The sequence below is a fragment of the Alloalcanivorax balearicus MACL04 genome, from assembly GCF_025532145.1.
Classification (GTDB): domain Bacteria; phylum Pseudomonadota; class Gammaproteobacteria; order Pseudomonadales; family Alcanivoracaceae; genus Alloalcanivorax; species Alloalcanivorax balearicus.
Genome location: NZ_ARXS01000001.1, coordinates 352,090 through 366,267 on the forward strand (window position 1 = coordinate 352,090; position 14,178 = coordinate 366,267).

Sequence of the window (14,178 nt, forward strand, 5' to 3'; positions counted from 1 at the left end):
TGCCGGTATCCCGTGTTTCTTCATCAAGGCCATGAGCGACTCCTACCGCGAACAACACAAACTGCGTCTGGCGTATATGCCCTGGCTGTACCCCCGGCTCAAGCCCCGGCACCGGGCCTGGGCGGAACCCTGGCAGAAAAAGGTGCAAGAGGAGCTGGAGCGCCTCGAAACGGTGCGTTTCGGGGAGCACTGTTTTGTCGCACCGCAGGCGTGCCTGTTCGCCGAGCCGGGCCGCGATATCCATGTTGGCGATCACAGTCATATCGCCGCCGACACCGTGCTGCATGGCCCGATCCGGCTCGGGGTCCATGTCAGCATCAACCATCATGCCACCCTGGAAGGTGGGGCCGCCGGTATCGAGATCGGCGATCATTCCCGCATTGCCGCCTACGCTACTCTTTATGCCTTCAATCACGGCAGAGAGGCCGCCAGCCTGGTCCGCGAGCAGCCGGTGACCTCCCGGGGCATTCGTATTGGCCGGGATGTCTGGCTGGGTGCCCGTTGTGGCATCGTCGACGGCATCACGATTGGCGACCATGCGGTGGTGGCGATGGGGGCGGTGGTAACCCGGAATGTACCGCCCTGGTGTGTGGTGGCGGGCAACCCGGCGCGTCCCATAGGCCGCCGGCCGGGGGCGCCGCCGGAAGAAGGTATCAAGGGGTAATTGCATCACGGTATTGAACACCGTTCATTAATGTTGCATTCTAGGCCAAATGAACGGTGTTTAAGGGGAGGTGGTGAAATGGCGAGGCGTAACCAGCATAGCAAGGAAGAACTGCGGGCCATGGCCATTGAGGCGTTGGCGGATCTGGTGGAACGGGAAGGGGTGGATAATTTCAGTGTTCGCCAGATCGCCGGGAAACTGGGCTATACCCCTGGCATGCTTTACCACCTGTTCGTCAATCTGGATGATCTGATTCTGCATCTGAATGCACAAACTCTGGATGCGCTGAATGCCCGCATTGATCAGGCCGCCGGTCATGGTGATCCGATGGCGGTACTGAAAGCCATGGCGTTTGAATATTTGCGCCTGGCCCGGGAGCACACCGCCCTTTGGCAGTTGGTGTTCAGCCATCGCATGGCGAACCAGGCCCCGGTGCCGGACTGGTATGTCGATCGTACCCGGCACATGTTCGAGCAAGTGGAAGTTCAGTTGAAGGACTGGGTGCCGGCGGCGGATCAACGGCAAAGGCAGGTAATGGCAAGAACACTGTGGGGAAGCGTGCACGGAATTTGTTTGCTGCATGTGGAAAACAAACTGAATGTGGCCGGCGACGTGGCACCGGAAGCGATGCTGGAATCGCTGCTCGATCACTATCTGTCGTCATGCGCCAGGGAAGGAGAAAAATAAATGGGAAAGAGCGTGTTTTCCTTGTTGTTCAAACGCCGGTTCGGACCTTTTTTCGGAACCCAGTTCCTTGGCGCTTTCAATGACAATGTCTTTCGTCAGGGGCTGATTCTCCTGATCGCCTCCGGCGTGGTCGTGGGAACCGAAGTCAATACGCTGAATAACGTGGCACTGGCCTTGTTCATCGTTCCGTTCTTTCTGTTCTCCGCCCTTGCCGGACAAATCGCCGACAAGTTTGACCGCGCCCGTCTGATCCGCTGGATCAAGTTCGCGGAGATCATGATCATGAGCTGCGCCGCGCTGGGGTTTTACTTCGACGCGGTTTACGGCCTGTTGGTGCTGCTGTTCTTCATGGGGTTGCAGTCCACTTTCTTCGGGCCGATCAAGTACTCGATCATTCCTCAGCATTTGCCCAATGAAGAGCTGGTGAGAGGTAATGCGCTGGTGGAAATGGGCACCTTTCTGGCGATTCTGCTCGGCTCGGTTTCCGGTGTGATGCTGAAGATGGGCGGCAATACGCCGCTGGTGATCAGCACCGCGGTGATTGGCCTGGCGGTGCTGGGTTTTCTTTTCTCCCTGGGTATTCCCAAAGCGCCGGCGGCGGACCCGGGCCTGCGTCTGAACTGGAATTTGTGGAAGGAAACCTGGCACATCGTCGGCTACGCCCGCGAGGTGAAATCGGTATGGATGTCGGTGCTGGGTATTTCCTGGTTCTGGTTCCTCGGTGCCGCCTACACCACGCAGTTGAAGGTGTATGTGGATGACTATCTGATGGGGACCGAGGGTCTGTACGCGTTGTTGCTGGCCACCTTTTCCATCGGCATTGGCCTGGGCTCATTTTTCTGTGAAAAAGCATCCGGAAAGCGGGTGGAGTTGGGTTTGGTTCCGCTGGGTTCCATTGGTATCAGTGTCTTCGGTATCGATTTGTTTTTCTCCTACACCTCGTTGACTCTGAGCGGCCAGCTTTCGATCACGGAATTTCTGCAACAGCCCGGCGGTTATCGGATCATGGCCGATTTACTTGGTGTTGGTATATTTGGCGGTTTTTATATCGTGCCATTGTTTGCCTTCGTACAGCAACGCTCCAATCCGAAACATCTGGCCCGCATTATCGCCGCCAATAATATTCTCAATGCCTTGCTCATGGTGGCGTCGGCGGCGGCGGGAATTATTTTCGTCGGTGTTCTGGATCTCACCGTGCCCCAGTTTTTCCTGGCGCTGGCGTTGGCCAACGTGGTGGTGGCGCTCTACATCTATACCGTGGTGCCCGAGTTCCTTATCCGTCTTCTGGTATGGATGCTGACCAACACCATCTACCGGGTGAAACACAAGGGGCTGGAAAACATTCCCGAGGAAGGGCCTTGTTTGCTGGTATGCAATCACATCAGTTATACGGATGCGCTGTTGCTGGCCGGAGCGGTTCGCCGGCCGATCCGTTTCGTGATGGCGAAGCCGATCTACGACATGCCTTTGCTGAATTATATTTTCCGCACTGGCAAGACCATTCCCATTGCTTCCAAGGAAAAACATCCGGACATTTATGAGCAGGCCTTCCGCCGGGTACGTGAAGAACTGGCGGATGGTCAGGTAGTATGCATTTTCCCGGAAGGCCGCTTGACACCGGATGGCGAAGTGGGTGAATTCAAGAGCGGAATGGAAAAAATCGTTAAGGAAACCCCGGTACCGGTGGTGCCCATGGCATTATCCGGTTTGTGGGGCAGTTTCTTCAGTCATAAAGGTGGTGCGGCCCTTACCCGCATGCCGCGGCGCTTCTGGTCACGGGTCAAACTCGCCGTCGGTGAACCGGTGGCACCGGAGGCCGTGGATGCGCAAGCCATGCGAAGCGCGGTGTTGGCATTACGCGAACGACCATGAGGGAACGAAGTGGTCCACCACGAGTCTATTTCCGGACAACGCCATAGAGATACAAAAGGAGCCGATCAATGAGACGAATTTCCAGTGCTGCCCTGATCATGATGGTGGCCTTGGTTTCCACCGTCACGGCACAGGCGGACCAGGATGGAAAAACGGTGTTCGGATGGGTGGAGAAAACCACCATTGAGTCCTGGGATGTGGAGATGAAAGCCAAGCTGGACAGTGGCGCTTTGACGTCCTCCATGCAGGCTACCGATATCGAAAATTTCACCAAGGACGGTGAGGATTGGGTGCGGTTCACCGTGGATGTGGAAGACGATGACGGCGGCAAAAAGGTGGAACGCCGATATGAAAAGCCGCTGTTCCGGGATCTGACCGTGCGCGGCGCCGGCGGCAAGGATGAGCGCCCGGTGGTTCTGATGAAGATCTGTATGGGCGATACCGTGTACGAAGAGCAGTTCAGTCTTCGCGACCGCAGTGAGATGCTGTACCCGGTGCTCCTCGGGCGCCGCACTATTCAGCACTTGGGCTTGCTGGACGTCACCAGTACTTTCCAGAACTCGCCTGACTGCGACGAGAACTCCGAAGTGAAGCACAACAAGGATCAGAAAGACGACGAGGATATCGGCGATTGATGATTGGTCTGGCCGGCGCCAGGCGCCGGCCAGCCTTGGCGAGTTAAGCGATTTCCGAAAATACCTGAACGATATTGCCCAGCCGGGCGGTCAGCTGATCGCCGGTATTCAGTGCCGCCACACCGCTGGGCGTGCCGGTAAAAATGAGGTCACCGGGATCCAGGCGGAAGGTCTGACTGATGTGGGCGATCAACTCAAAGGTGGGAAACAGCATTTGCCCGGTGTGGCCGTGCTGACGGGTTTCGCCGTTGATTTCCAGTGACACTTCCAGGTTCTGGCGCACGGAAATACCACGGGCGTCGACGAAGCCGGACACCGGAGCGGCGCCGTCGAAGGCCTTGGCGCGTTCCCAGGGATGCCCTTTGGCCTTCAGGGTGCTTTGCAAGTCCCGCAAGGTCAGATCAAGCCCCACGCCATAGGCGGCGATGGCGTAGCGGACCCGGTCGGGATCGGTCTCGCCACTGAGGGTTTTGCCGACCATGACCACCATTTCCACTTCATGATGGACTTCCCCCTGCCCTTTGGGCAGCACCACTGGCTCATGCAGGCTCACCAGGGCGGAGGCGGGTTTCATGAACAGCAAGGGTTGTTCCGGCACTTCGTTACCCAGTTCGCGGGCGTGTTCGGCGTAGTTACGTCCCACGCACACCACTTTGCCCACCGGCATATCCATGGTTGAGCCGTCGATCCAACGGTGAAGGTAGTTTTGCGTCATCACGATAATCCTGAAAAAAGGGGGTCGGCGGTCGACGGGATTACAGGTCGAACAGCTTGCCCGGGTTCATCACGTTGTTCGGATCGAAGACCTGTTTCACCGCCTTCATATAAGCGATTTCCTCGGGGCTGCGGGAGTAGCCCAGGTAGGGCTTCTTGGTCATGCCGACACCGTGTTCCGCGGAAATGGAGCCGTTGTAGCGTTGCACGATTTCAAATACCCACTTGGAAACGTTGTTGCACTTCTCGAAGAAATCTTCTTTCGGCAGCGCTTCCGGTTTCAGGATATTCAGGTGCATGTTGCCGTCGCCGATGTGGCCGAACCAGACGATCTCGAAATCCGGATAGGCGTCCTGGACCACCTTGTCCACCGCCTCAACGAACTCCGGCACCTTGTCGATGGTCACCGAAATATCGTTCTTGTACGGGGTGTGCGGCGCGATGGATTCGGAAATCCGCTCGCGCAACTGCCACAGCTGATCCAGCTGCTGCAGCGACTGGCTCATCACGCCATCCAGCACCCAGCCTTGTTCCACGCAGCGCTCGAACACCGCCATTGCCTGGTCGGCGGTTTGTTCGGAGACCTGTTCGAATTCCAGCAGGCAATAAAACGGGCAATCGGTATCGAAGGGACGGGAGACGCCGTGCGCCAACACGTGGGCCATGGCCTTGTCGGAGAAGAATTCGAAGGCGGTGAGGTCCAGTTCGGACTGAAAGGCGTGTAATACCTTCATCACTTCCTGGAAGCCGGGCACGCCCAGCACCAGGGCGGTCAGATTTCTGGGCTGGCGGGCCAGCTTGACGGTGGCTTCCACGACGAAGCCCAAGGTGCCTTCCGAGCCGATGAACAAGTGGCGGAAGTCGTAACCGGTGGCGTTCTTGATCAGTCCTTTATTGAGCTCCAGCAGCTCGCCTTTGCCGGTGACCACCTTCAGGCCGGTGATCCAGTCCCGGGTCATGCCGTAGCGGATCACCTTGATACCGCCGGCATTGGTATTGATGTTGCCGCCGATCTGGCTGGAGCCGGCGGAGGCGAAATCCACCGGATAGAACAGGCCCTGCTGCTCGGCGTACTCCTGAAGTTGCTGGGTGATCACACCGGGCTGGACCGTGACGGAACGATCATAAGCGTTGAAGTCCAGCACCTTGTTCATCCGGTCAAAGGCCACCACCAGCTCGCCGGACGCCGCCACGGCGCCGGCGGAAAGACCGGTGCGGCCGCCGGAGGGCACCAGGTGCAGACCGTGCTCATTGGCGATTTCGACGATCTGCTGCACTTCGTCAATGGTTTCCGGCAACAGTACGGCGCTGGGGGCCGGGGCCCAGACTTTGGTCCAGTCCACCCCGTAGCGCTGGGCGCTGTCCTGATCGGTCAGGCAGCGGGCACCGAGCAGTTCGGTCAGGTGTTCCAGGGCGGCATGGGCTAAAGCGGTCATGGCGACTCCAACAGTCCTCAACTCAACTTGAAAAAGGCAACCGGTCCGGGTGGCTCTCATCCGGGGCGCGCTATGATACCATACGCGCCCATTTAGCCCGCTATAGAGACCACCCATGGCCCATACCTCTCTTGAGAAGGACAAGATTCGCATTCTCCTGCTCGAGGGCATCCACCAGAACGCGGTGGATAATCTGAAGGCGAACGGCTACCACAACGTGGAGCTACTGCCCAAGGCCCTGACCGGCAGCGATTTGACCGACGCTATCAAGGACGCCCATTTCGTGGGAATCCGCTCCCGCACCCAGCTCACCGAAGAGGTGTTCGCGGCGGCGGAGAAGCTGATCGGCGTGGGTTGTTTCTGTATCGGTACCAACCAGGTGGATCTCAAGGCGGCGCTGAAACGCGGCATCCCGGTGTTCAACGCACCCTACTCCAATACCCGCTCGGTGGCGGAGCTGGTGATCGCTCACACCATCAGCCTGATGCGGGGCATTCCGGAGAAGAACGCGGTGGCTCACCGTGGCGGCTGGCTGAAGTCCGCCAAGGATAGTTATGAGATCCGGGGCAAAAAGCTGGGGATCGTCGGCTACGGCAACATCGGCGCCCAGGTGTCAGTGCTGGCCGAATCCATGGGCATGAAAGTGTACTTCTACGACGTGGTGCCGAAGCTGCCACTGGGCAACGCCACCCAGGTACAGAGCCTTCACGATCTGCTGGGCATGTGTGACGTGACCAGCCTGCATGTACCGGATACTCCGGCTACCCGCTGGATGATCAAGGAAGAGCAGATCCGGGCGATGAAGCCGAAGAGCTATCTGATCAACTATGCTCGCGGCAAGGTGGTGGACATTGAAGCGCTGACCGCTGCTATCAAGGACGGTCACCTGCTGGGGGCGGCCATCGATGTTTTCCCGGAGGAACCGAAGGGTAACGATGACGAGTTCATCAGCCCGCTGCGGGACTTCGATAACGTCATCCTCACGCCGCACATCGGCGGTTCCACCCATGAAGCCCAGGAAAACATCGGCACCGAGGTGTCCGAGAAGCTGATTCGTTACTCGGACAACGGCTCCACCCTGAGCGCGGTGAACTTCCCGGAAGTGGCCCTGCCGGCCCATCCGGATATGCACCGCTTGCTGCATATTCACCAGAATATCCCGGGCATTCTCAGCCAGATCAACACCATTTTCTCCGAGAACGATATCAACATCTGTGGTCAGTACCTGCAGACCAACGAAGATATCGGTTACGTCGTGATCGACGTGAACAAGGGCTACAGTCAGTTGGCTCTGGAGAAGCTGCGGACCATCGAAGGCACCATCCGCACCCGGGTGCTGTTCTAAACCGATCGGGCTCGCCACTTCCGGTGGCGGGTCCTTTGGCTTTCAGGGCTGTCATGGAAGCAGGCCGTGTTTGGGGGAACAAAAAACACTGGTTGATGCTGGTGCTGCCGCTGTGGCTCGCCGGCTGTGCCATGGGATCCCTGTTCCAGCCTTATCCGAGTCAGGCCCAGTCCTGGGTCCATCCTGCCTCTGGCCGCAACGCCTCCATAGTTCAACACCTCGAACGCGCCGGGAAAGGCCGCGACGGAGTGCTTTATCTGCAGGAACTGGGGCTGTTGCAGCAGCGCCTGGGCAACGACACCGCCAGCCGGACGGTGTTCGCCGATGTCATCAATCACTATGAGCACACCGATGCCCAGGCGCTGATCCGCGTGACCGGGCTGGCGTCGCAGACCGGTGCTCTGCTGATCAACGACAACGCTCTGCCCTACCGGGCACCGGATTACGAACGTATTTTTACCTACAGCTATCAGGCGCTGAATTACTGGGCCGCCGGGGATGTCACCGGGACCGCGGTGGAATTGCGCCGCGCCGCGCAAGCGCAACGCATGGCTGAACAGCACCGTGAGAAAGAGTTGGCCAAGGCTGATGAGGACACCGCACCCCTGGACCTGTCCCAGTATCAAGGCTACTTCGAAGGTCTGGACCTCGCCGCCGGCGCGGTGAAAAGCAGCTTCCAGAACGCCTGGACCTTCTATCTCTCGGCGCTGTTCTGGGAAGCTCACGGCGAATATAACGACGCCTTGGTGGACTATAAGAAGGCGTTGGAGCTGCATCCGGAGGCGGATTGGCTCAAGGCCGACGTGCAGCGGGTTTCCCGGGCCCTGGACGGCCAGCGCCAGCGCGGCATCGGCACCGTGGCGGTGATCTACGAACAGGGCGACGTGCCGGCGCGGCAGGAAGTGAGCCTGCCCATTCCCACCCCGCATGGATTGTTCCTGGTGGCGTTCCCTTCCTATTCGGTGACGTCCGGATCCGTGGCCCGGCCGCTGACGTTTCACGTTGCGGGGCAAAGCGCGCAAACCCGGGTACTGGCGGATGTCGGCGCCCTGGCGGCACGAAATCTGCGGGAGCAGGCGCCGGGAATGCTGATTCGTCAGGTGCTGCGCGCCACCGGCAAGTATAATCTGCAAAAGAAAGCCAATGATGACTTTGGTGGCGCCGGGGCTTTTTTGACGCAACTGTTCAATTTGATCAGCGAACAGGCTGACCGGCGCAGTTGGCTGGGCTTGCCGGCCTACGCCCAGGCCGGCCGTATCACCGTGCCCGTGGGGGAACAACAGGTTCTGTTGAGCGGCCCAGGGGGCGATGCTAGCGTGACCGTACCGGTGGTGGAACGCGGCTTGACCTTGATTCACGTGACCGAACGCGCCGGGCGTCTGGTCGCCCGAGTGCTACCCGTTCAGGAGGGACCCTTATGACCCGTTTTCTTTGCCGCGTCGCGCCGATGCTGGCAGTGCTGCTGCTGACGGCATGTTCGGCCAGTAATATGTCGCGCCTGGAAGTGGCGGATGACGGCGAGCATTTGCAGCTGTACTCCAATAACAGCCTGCTGGCCAGCCGCTTGTCGGTGGAGGAAGTGCGGCGCAAGCGGGTCAATGACCTGCTGTACATGCAGGCCACGTTGGAAAACGGCTGGAAGTTTGAACTGGATTTCCAGTACAAGATCAAATGGTTCGACCAGCAAGGCTTTGAATTGGCGCCGCAATCCCAACCCTGGCGCCAGTTGGTGATGGCCGGCCGCAGTCAGGCCAATGTACAGGCGGTGGCGCCCAACCCCAGTGCCGTGCGCTTTGAAATCTGGGTGCGTGAATAACGCCCCGACCCAATGGATGCCCGCGAGGAGAAGCGAAGATGCGCGTAGTGATGGCGATGATGCTGGGAGTGGCACTGCTGGCAAGCGGTTGTGCCTCGAAAGTGGAATACGGCGACCCCCAGGCGCGGGAGACCGTGACTCCGGATTTCGGCTCCTCCGACCTGCAGATGATCGCCACCAAGATGGTGGATGACATGATGGTGTTCCCGCCGGTGGTGGAACTCACCCGCAACCGTCGCCCGGTGCTGTTCGTGGACCGGGTCAAGAACAAGACCAGCGAGCATGTGGACACCGAATCCATCACCGACACCATCCAGTCCAGGCTGATCAACTCCGGCAAGTTCCGTTTCGTCGACATGACCGTGGTGGACCGCGTGCGTCAGCAACTGGAGTACCAACAGGACTCCGGCATGGTGGATCAGTCCACCGCCGCCCAGATGGGGCGGCAGATCGGCGCCGAGTTCATGCTCTACGGTAATCTGTCCTCCATCGTTAAACGGGATAACAGCACCAAGGACGTGTATTACAAATTCACGCTCAAACTGCTGAACATCCAGAGCGGCATCATCGAATGGTCCGGTGAGAAGGAAATCCGCAAGACCCGCAGTCGCAGCCTGTTTGGTTTATAACGGGCTGCCCCAATGGGCACGGAGGCAGTTATGGTGACCCGGTCTTATCGAATCATCCTGGTGGCGATAGGCCTGCTGTTAAGCGGCCTGGTCTGGAGTGCCACCGAAACCGTCAAAGTGACCGCCGAGGGTTATGGTGAAACACCGCAACATGCGGTCACCGAGGCGCTGGTGGGCGCGGTGCGTCAGGCTGGAGGTGTGGCGTTGGCGGTGGATCCCTCCTTTCGCCGTCAGGTCAGCCAGTGGGTAATCCGGCGTGAGGGGGACGTCAGCACCTGGATAGGCAGCCAGACCTCGGTAGCGGATCCGCAGTTGCCTACCCTGGGCAGTTTGCAGGGCTATCGGGTGCTCGCGGTGAATCGGGTCGACGACGCCTTGTGGAAAGCGAGCGTGGAAGCCCGGGTGCTGCGTTATCAGTCCTTGCGTCCGGGGCGTGGACACCTTCCCGCCATCGCGGTGATGCCCTTCGAAACCCGTGCCAATGAATATCAATTGGGTGAAGTGACCATCGGTGCCGCCGAGGTGCAAAGCCGGCTGCGGGACGATCTGGTCGATGCGTTCACGCAGGCGGGCCGGTTCCGGGTGCTTGATCGTGCCCACCAGGCAGCGTTGGAACGGGAAAGAGCGACGGTGTCCGGTGGCAGCGTCGATCCGGCGGAATGGGCCCGGCTGGGCCGGGTGCAAGGCGCCGATGTGTTGCTGGTGGGGCGCATCGAGGACTTCAGTATCGGCGACCGTCAACGTCGCTTTTATGGCGCCGACTTCCAGGGGTTCGAGCCCCGTGTGCGGGTCCGCTACCGGCTACTGGATACCGCCACCGGTGAAGTGTTGTGGAGCGACTTGTTCGACTGGCGGCAGGACGAGGCCACGGTGCGGGCCTGGGCGCGTCAGCAGAACATCGAGGATCGCCGCCATCCTGAGCGTCTGGCCGACCGGCTCTATCCCAGTATCGCCCGGGCCTTGAGTGGCGCCGCCACCGACGTGCTGTATCCGGTGCGGGTCTTGAAAGTCAGCGGCGATATGCTCTACCTGAGCCAGGGCGCGGGGCGGTTGGAGACCGATGCGATAGTGTCGGTATACCGGCCGGGGGAACAGATCAAGGACCCGGACACCGGTTTACCGATTCAACTGGCCGGTGCGGAGCTGACCCGGGCGCGGGTGATCGAGACCCGTGAAGGGTACGCGCTGGCGCGAGTGACCCAGGCTGCTGCCGCGGTGCAGGCCGGTGACCGGGTGCGGGTGTTGGGGATCGCGGCTTCGGGGGAGCAAGGGCCGGCCGGACAACCGCCCTCCCCCGGCTCCTCGGAAGCGCCGATCCGCTGGGACTGACGAGCCGCGATAGCCCATTCCGAGGAGGTGCCGATGGAAGGTTTTTTCGTACAAGCGTTAGTGCTGTTGGGCGCAGCGGTGCTGCTGTTGCCATTGTTTCAGCGCCTGGGACTGGGCAGCATCCTCGGTTATCTGGTGGCCGGCGTGATCGTGGGGCCGATGGGCCTGGCCGCTATCCAGGGTGCGGATCGGGTATTGCATTTCGCCGAACTGGGCGTGGTGTTGATGCTGTTCGTGGTGGGCCTGGAGCTGGCTCCGCAACAGCTATGGGCGCGGCGGCGCCAGCTGATGGGCATGGGCGTGAGCCAGGTGGTGCTAAGCGCCGCCCTGCTGACCGGCTTTTTCCTGTGGTGGGGTGAGCCGACCAACGCCTCCATTGCCATTGGTGCCACCCTGGCGTTGTCCTCCACCGCCTTTGCCGTGCAAATGCTGGTGGAGACCCGGCAGTTGGGTACCCCCCAGGGGCGGGGTGCTTTTTCCATTCTGTTATTCCAGGATCTGGCGGTGATCCCGCTGCTGCTGCTGCTGCCGGCCTTGGCCGGTGGTGCGGAGGGCGCGGATAAACCCAATCTGCTGATCGGTTTTCTGGCGCTTGCCGGCATGGTCCTGGCAGGGCGTTATCTGCTGAATCCCTGGCTTGGCTGGCTGGCCAAGCTGCATAACCGGGAATTGATGACCGCCACGGCCTTGTTGCTGGTCCTGAGTGCCGCCGCCTTGATGGAAATGCTGCATCTTTCCATGGGGCTGGGCGCTTTCGTGGCCGGTATGTTGCTGGCCAATTCGCCCTATCGGGAGCAACTCGATACCGATATCCAGCCGTTCAAGGGACTGCTGCTGGGCCTGTTCTTCATGGCCATCGGCATGACCATGGATCTGCGGCTGCTGGTGCAGGCGCCCTTGGACATCCTGGCCTGGGGTGTGGCGCTGCTGGCGCTGAAAACCCTGGTGTTGATGGTGATCGCCAAAGTCTCCGGCAACAGCTGGCGTGGCGCGCTGCTGTTCGGATTACTACTCAGTCAAGGCGGTGAATTCGCCTTTGTGCTGTTCACTCAGGCCGGCGCTCTGGGGTTATTGGGCAGCGATGACATTGGCCGCTTGAACCTGGTGGTGGCGCTGTCCATGGCCGCCACCCCATTGCTGTTGAAACTGGTTACCCGGCTCTGGCCGGAACAGCGGCCCAGTGCCGCCCTGCCCGAGGAGCCGATTCCCGATAATCAGGAGCCACAGGTGGTGGTGGCCGGATTCGGCCGCTTTGGCCAGATCATCGGCCGTATTCTGCTGAGCCGGAATATACCGTTCACCGCGCTGGACACCAATCCGGAGCACATCGATACCGTGCGGCGTTACGGCAACCAGGTGTATTTCGGCGACGTTACCCGGCTGGATCTGCTCCACCATGCCGGTATCGGGCATGCCCGTGTGGTGGTGCTGGCGGTGGATGGCGTGGAGGACTCACTGCGCGCCGCTCATTTGATTCTCGAACATTTTCCCAAGGTAACTCTGATTGCCCGGGCGCGGGACCGTCATCATGCCTATTCCCTGCTGGCCCTCGGGGTGCAGCATGTGGTGCGGGAAACGCTGGAATCCAGTCTGCGCGCCAGCCAGGCGGTACTGACTCAGCTTGGTCTGCCGGAGACCACCGCCATCGATCTGGTGCGCACCTTCCGTGAAGTGGACGAGCGGCTGCTGCGCGAACAGGTGGCCCATCGTGATGAGTTGGAGAAACTGATCGAACTGTCCGCCCGTGGACGCGAGGAACTGCAGTCCCTGCTCAGCGCGGATCGGGAGCAGGAATAGACACGATTTCCAGCAGCGTGTCAGCTTGGAGGCGGGGCGGCGGTGACGACGAAGACCGCGGTGCTCTGGTACCAGATCTTCAGTTCGCTATCGCACCAGGTCACGGTGGCCACATGAGGGCCAGGCGCCAGGGTTTCCGGCGAGAAGGTGTAGCGGATAGTGTCATCTTCTTTTTCCATCGCGGTCATCGGCGCCACGCTTAGACGCTGGTCCAGGCTGATGTGCACCCGCTCCACGCCATTACCTTCTCCCTCCTCGTTTGCCGGAAAGGCGATGGTTAGTGGGGTGTCGCTTTGATAAAGACCGCCGGGTCCGGTGCCGCTCGGATTTTCCCAACGATAGAGGGTGTCGTCCGCCTGGGGCGGCAGCTCGATGGCCAGACGTCCTTGCTGGAAACGGGTGATCCAACTGAACGCCACATTATCCGTCATCCCCTCACGCCGGGTCTCGCCGGATACCGTGGTCACCCCGACCTGGGCTCCCGGCGCCACGGCTCGGGTGGTCCAGGTCAGGGCGGGGTCGGCGAGCAGGTCCGCGGCCAGTTCCGCCTGTTCCGAAGTCTGACGGGCGAAGGCCATGATGTCGGGGTAAAGCGCCCGGCTTTCCCGGCTGAGCAGGTTCCAGCCGGCTTCGGATTCCCTCCGGGCCAGATGATCCAGAAACAGTCGCACCGTGCTCTGATGTGTTTCCACGGGCACGCCCGCCACCGCCGGTGGTCCCGGAGGATGGGAGAAAGGCGGCGGCGGCGCGGGCCGGGAAGGGCCCTCATCGCAAGCGATCAGCAGCAAACCCAAACCTATCGCCAGGGCAGGAAAAAAAGACTTCATGGACCAACCGTGCCATCGATTTCCACTCAAGGATACTCCCCGCCCCGGCGGCGGCGCCATCATCCATGGCGCACGACATCCACCGGAATGCCGTTGGGATCACGGACGACAAAGTGGCGGTCGCCCCAGGGTTCGTCCCGCAGTGGCACTTCGATGTCGACCCCGGCGTCGCGGAATCGCTGGTATTGCGCATCCACATCGTCCACATCCACGGCGACCCAGGCGCCGCTCGTCACCGTTTGCCGGAACATGGGGGCTTGTGCCGCCTGATCGGGCTTCAGGAAGCCCAACTCGCCGCCCCCCAGGCTCAACAAAACGAACCAGTCGCTGTCGAACAGAACCTCGCTGCCGAAGTGGCTCACGTAAAAGTCCCTTGCCGCCATGGGATCCGTCACCACCAGACCTGACCACAGTTTCATCGTCGATC

Annotated in this window: 14 protein-coding genes; 10 read left to right on the forward strand and 4 right to left on the reverse strand. The window is 60.4% G+C overall.

The window, feature by feature from the left end:
- Window positions 1-31 precede the first annotated feature (31 nt).
- From MA04_RS01590 to rloA3, 4 genes are all read left to right on the forward strand, one after another.
- On the forward strand, window positions 32-664 hold the full coding sequence (locus tag MA04_RS01590; RefSeq protein ID WP_262459226.1) for an acyltransferase: 633 nt from the start codon (window positions 32-34) through the stop codon (window positions 662-664).
- A 78-nt stretch (window positions 665-742) separates the two neighbouring features.
- The gene (locus tag MA04_RS01595; RefSeq protein ID WP_163124817.1) at window positions 743-1,351 is read left to right on the forward strand and encodes a TetR/AcrR family transcriptional regulator; all 609 of its coding nucleotides are present in this window, start codon (window positions 743-745) and stop codon (window positions 1,349-1,351) included.
- Window positions 1,352-3,223, forward strand: coding sequence for an MFS transporter (locus MA04_RS01600; protein ID WP_262459227.1), 1,872 nt, complete (start codon window positions 1,352-1,354; stop codon window positions 3,221-3,223). It begins immediately after the preceding gene.
- Window positions 3,224-3,291: 68 nt separating this feature from the next.
- The gene (gene rloA3 / locus MA04_RS01605) at window positions 3,292-3,858 is read left to right on the forward strand and encodes a retropepsin-like aspartic peptidase RloA3 (protein WP_262459228.1); all 567 of its coding nucleotides are present in this window, start codon (window positions 3,292-3,294) and stop codon (window positions 3,856-3,858) included.
- 43 nt (window positions 3,859-3,901) lie between these two features.
- On the opposite strand, the gene MA04_RS01610 is transcribed toward rloA3, so the two are convergent.
- A complete protein-coding gene (locus tag MA04_RS01610; RefSeq protein ID WP_163124808.1) occupies window positions 3,902-4,573 on the reverse strand; it encodes a fumarylacetoacetate hydrolase family protein in 672 nt (223 codons plus the stop codon).
- Window positions 4,574-4,613: 40 nt separating this feature from the next.
- Window positions 4,614-6,008 (reverse strand): FAD-binding oxidoreductase, encoded by a 1,395-nt coding sequence (locus MA04_RS01615; protein ID WP_163124805.1) that lies wholly within the window; start codon window positions 6,006-6,008, stop codon window positions 4,614-4,616.
- 115 nt (window positions 6,009-6,123) lie between these two features.
- Here MA04_RS01615 and serA point away from each other — a divergent pair, with 115 nt between their 5' ends.
- From serA to MA04_RS01645, 6 genes are read left to right on the forward strand one after another with little or no spacing between them, the layout of a single operon-like run.
- The gene (gene serA, locus MA04_RS01620) at window positions 6,124-7,353 is read left to right on the forward strand and encodes a phosphoglycerate dehydrogenase (protein WP_262459229.1); all 1,230 of its coding nucleotides are present in this window, start codon (window positions 6,124-6,126) and stop codon (window positions 7,351-7,353) included.
- Window positions 7,354-7,406: 53 nt separating this feature from the next.
- Window positions 7,407-8,774, forward strand: coding sequence for a COG3014 family protein (locus MA04_RS01625; protein ID WP_262459230.1), 1,368 nt, complete (start codon window positions 7,407-7,409; stop codon window positions 8,772-8,774).
- On the forward strand, window positions 8,771-9,169 hold the full coding sequence (locus MA04_RS01630) for a YcfL family protein (protein WP_022997419.1): 399 nt from the start codon (window positions 8,771-8,773) through the stop codon (window positions 9,167-9,169). Before MA04_RS01625 ends, MA04_RS01630 begins: the two co-directional genes overlap by 4 nt.
- Window positions 9,170-9,207: 38 nt before the next feature.
- A complete protein-coding gene (gene lpoB / locus MA04_RS01635; RefSeq protein ID WP_262459231.1) occupies window positions 9,208-9,798 on the forward strand; it encodes a penicillin-binding protein activator LpoB in 591 nt (196 codons plus the stop codon).
- 30 nt (window positions 9,799-9,828) lie between these two features.
- Window positions 9,829-11,127, forward strand: a complete 1,299-nt coding sequence (locus MA04_RS01640) for a CsgG/HfaB family protein (RefSeq protein ID WP_262459232.1) — start codon at window positions 9,829-9,831, stop codon at window positions 11,125-11,127.
- A gap of 33 nt (window positions 11,128-11,160) precedes the next feature.
- Window positions 11,161-12,924: a monovalent cation:proton antiporter-2 (CPA2) family protein gene (locus MA04_RS01645; RefSeq protein ID WP_262459233.1), complete on the forward strand. Its 1,764-nt coding sequence runs from the start codon at window positions 11,161-11,163 to the stop codon at window positions 12,922-12,924.
- A 20-nt stretch (window positions 12,925-12,944) separates the two neighbouring features.
- On the opposite strand, the gene MA04_RS01650 is transcribed toward MA04_RS01645, so the two are convergent.
- Window positions 12,945-13,751 carry a hypothetical protein gene (locus MA04_RS01650; RefSeq protein ID WP_262459234.1) on the reverse strand — a complete coding sequence of 269 codons (807 nt, stop codon included), beginning with the start codon at window positions 13,749-13,751 and terminating at the stop codon, window positions 12,945-12,947.
- Window positions 13,752-13,810: 59 nt separating this feature from the next.
- A complete protein-coding gene (locus MA04_RS01655) occupies window positions 13,811-14,170 on the reverse strand; it encodes a VOC family protein (RefSeq protein WP_262459235.1) in 360 nt (119 codons plus the stop codon).
- Between the last annotated feature and the right edge of the window lie 8 nt (window positions 14,171-14,178).

Coding starts and splice junctions, on each gene's coding strand:
- MA04_RS01590 (WP_262459226.1), top strand. CDS start 32: ATGAGCGACTCCTACCGCGAACAACACAAACTGCGTCTGGCGTATATG.
- MA04_RS01595 (WP_163124817.1), top strand. CDS start 743: ATGGCGAGGCGTAACCAGCATAGCAAGGAAGAACTGCGGGCCATGGCC.
- MA04_RS01600 (WP_262459227.1), top strand. CDS start 1,352: ATGGGAAAGAGCGTGTTTTCCTTGTTGTTCAAACGCCGGTTCGGACCT.
- rloA3 (WP_262459228.1), top strand. CDS start 3,292: ATGAGACGAATTTCCAGTGCTGCCCTGATCATGATGGTGGCCTTGGTT.
- MA04_RS01610 (WP_163124808.1), bottom strand. CDS start 4,573: ATGACGCAAAACTACCTTCACCGTTGGATCGACGGCTCAACCATGGAT.
- MA04_RS01615 (WP_163124805.1), bottom strand. CDS start 6,008: ATGACCGCTTTAGCCCATGCCGCCCTGGAACACCTGACCGAACTGCTC.
- serA (WP_262459229.1), top strand. CDS start 6,124: ATGGCCCATACCTCTCTTGAGAAGGACAAGATTCGCATTCTCCTGCTC.
- MA04_RS01625 (WP_262459230.1), top strand. CDS start 7,407: ATGGAAGCAGGCCGTGTTTGGGGGAACAAAAAACACTGGTTGATGCTG.
- MA04_RS01630 (WP_022997419.1), top strand. CDS start 8,771: ATGACCCGTTTTCTTTGCCGCGTCGCGCCGATGCTGGCAGTGCTGCTG.
- lpoB (WP_262459231.1), top strand. CDS start 9,208: ATGCGCGTAGTGATGGCGATGATGCTGGGAGTGGCACTGCTGGCAAGC.
- MA04_RS01640 (WP_262459232.1), top strand. CDS start 9,829: ATGGTGACCCGGTCTTATCGAATCATCCTGGTGGCGATAGGCCTGCTG.
- MA04_RS01645 (WP_262459233.1), top strand. CDS start 11,161: ATGGAAGGTTTTTTCGTACAAGCGTTAGTGCTGTTGGGCGCAGCGGTG.
- MA04_RS01650 (WP_262459234.1), bottom strand. CDS start 13,751: ATGAAGTCTTTTTTTCCTGCCCTGGCGATAGGTTTGGGTTTGCTGCTG.
- MA04_RS01655 (WP_262459235.1), bottom strand. CDS start 14,170: ATGAAACTGTGGTCAGGTCTGGTGGTGACGGATCCCATGGCGGCAAGG.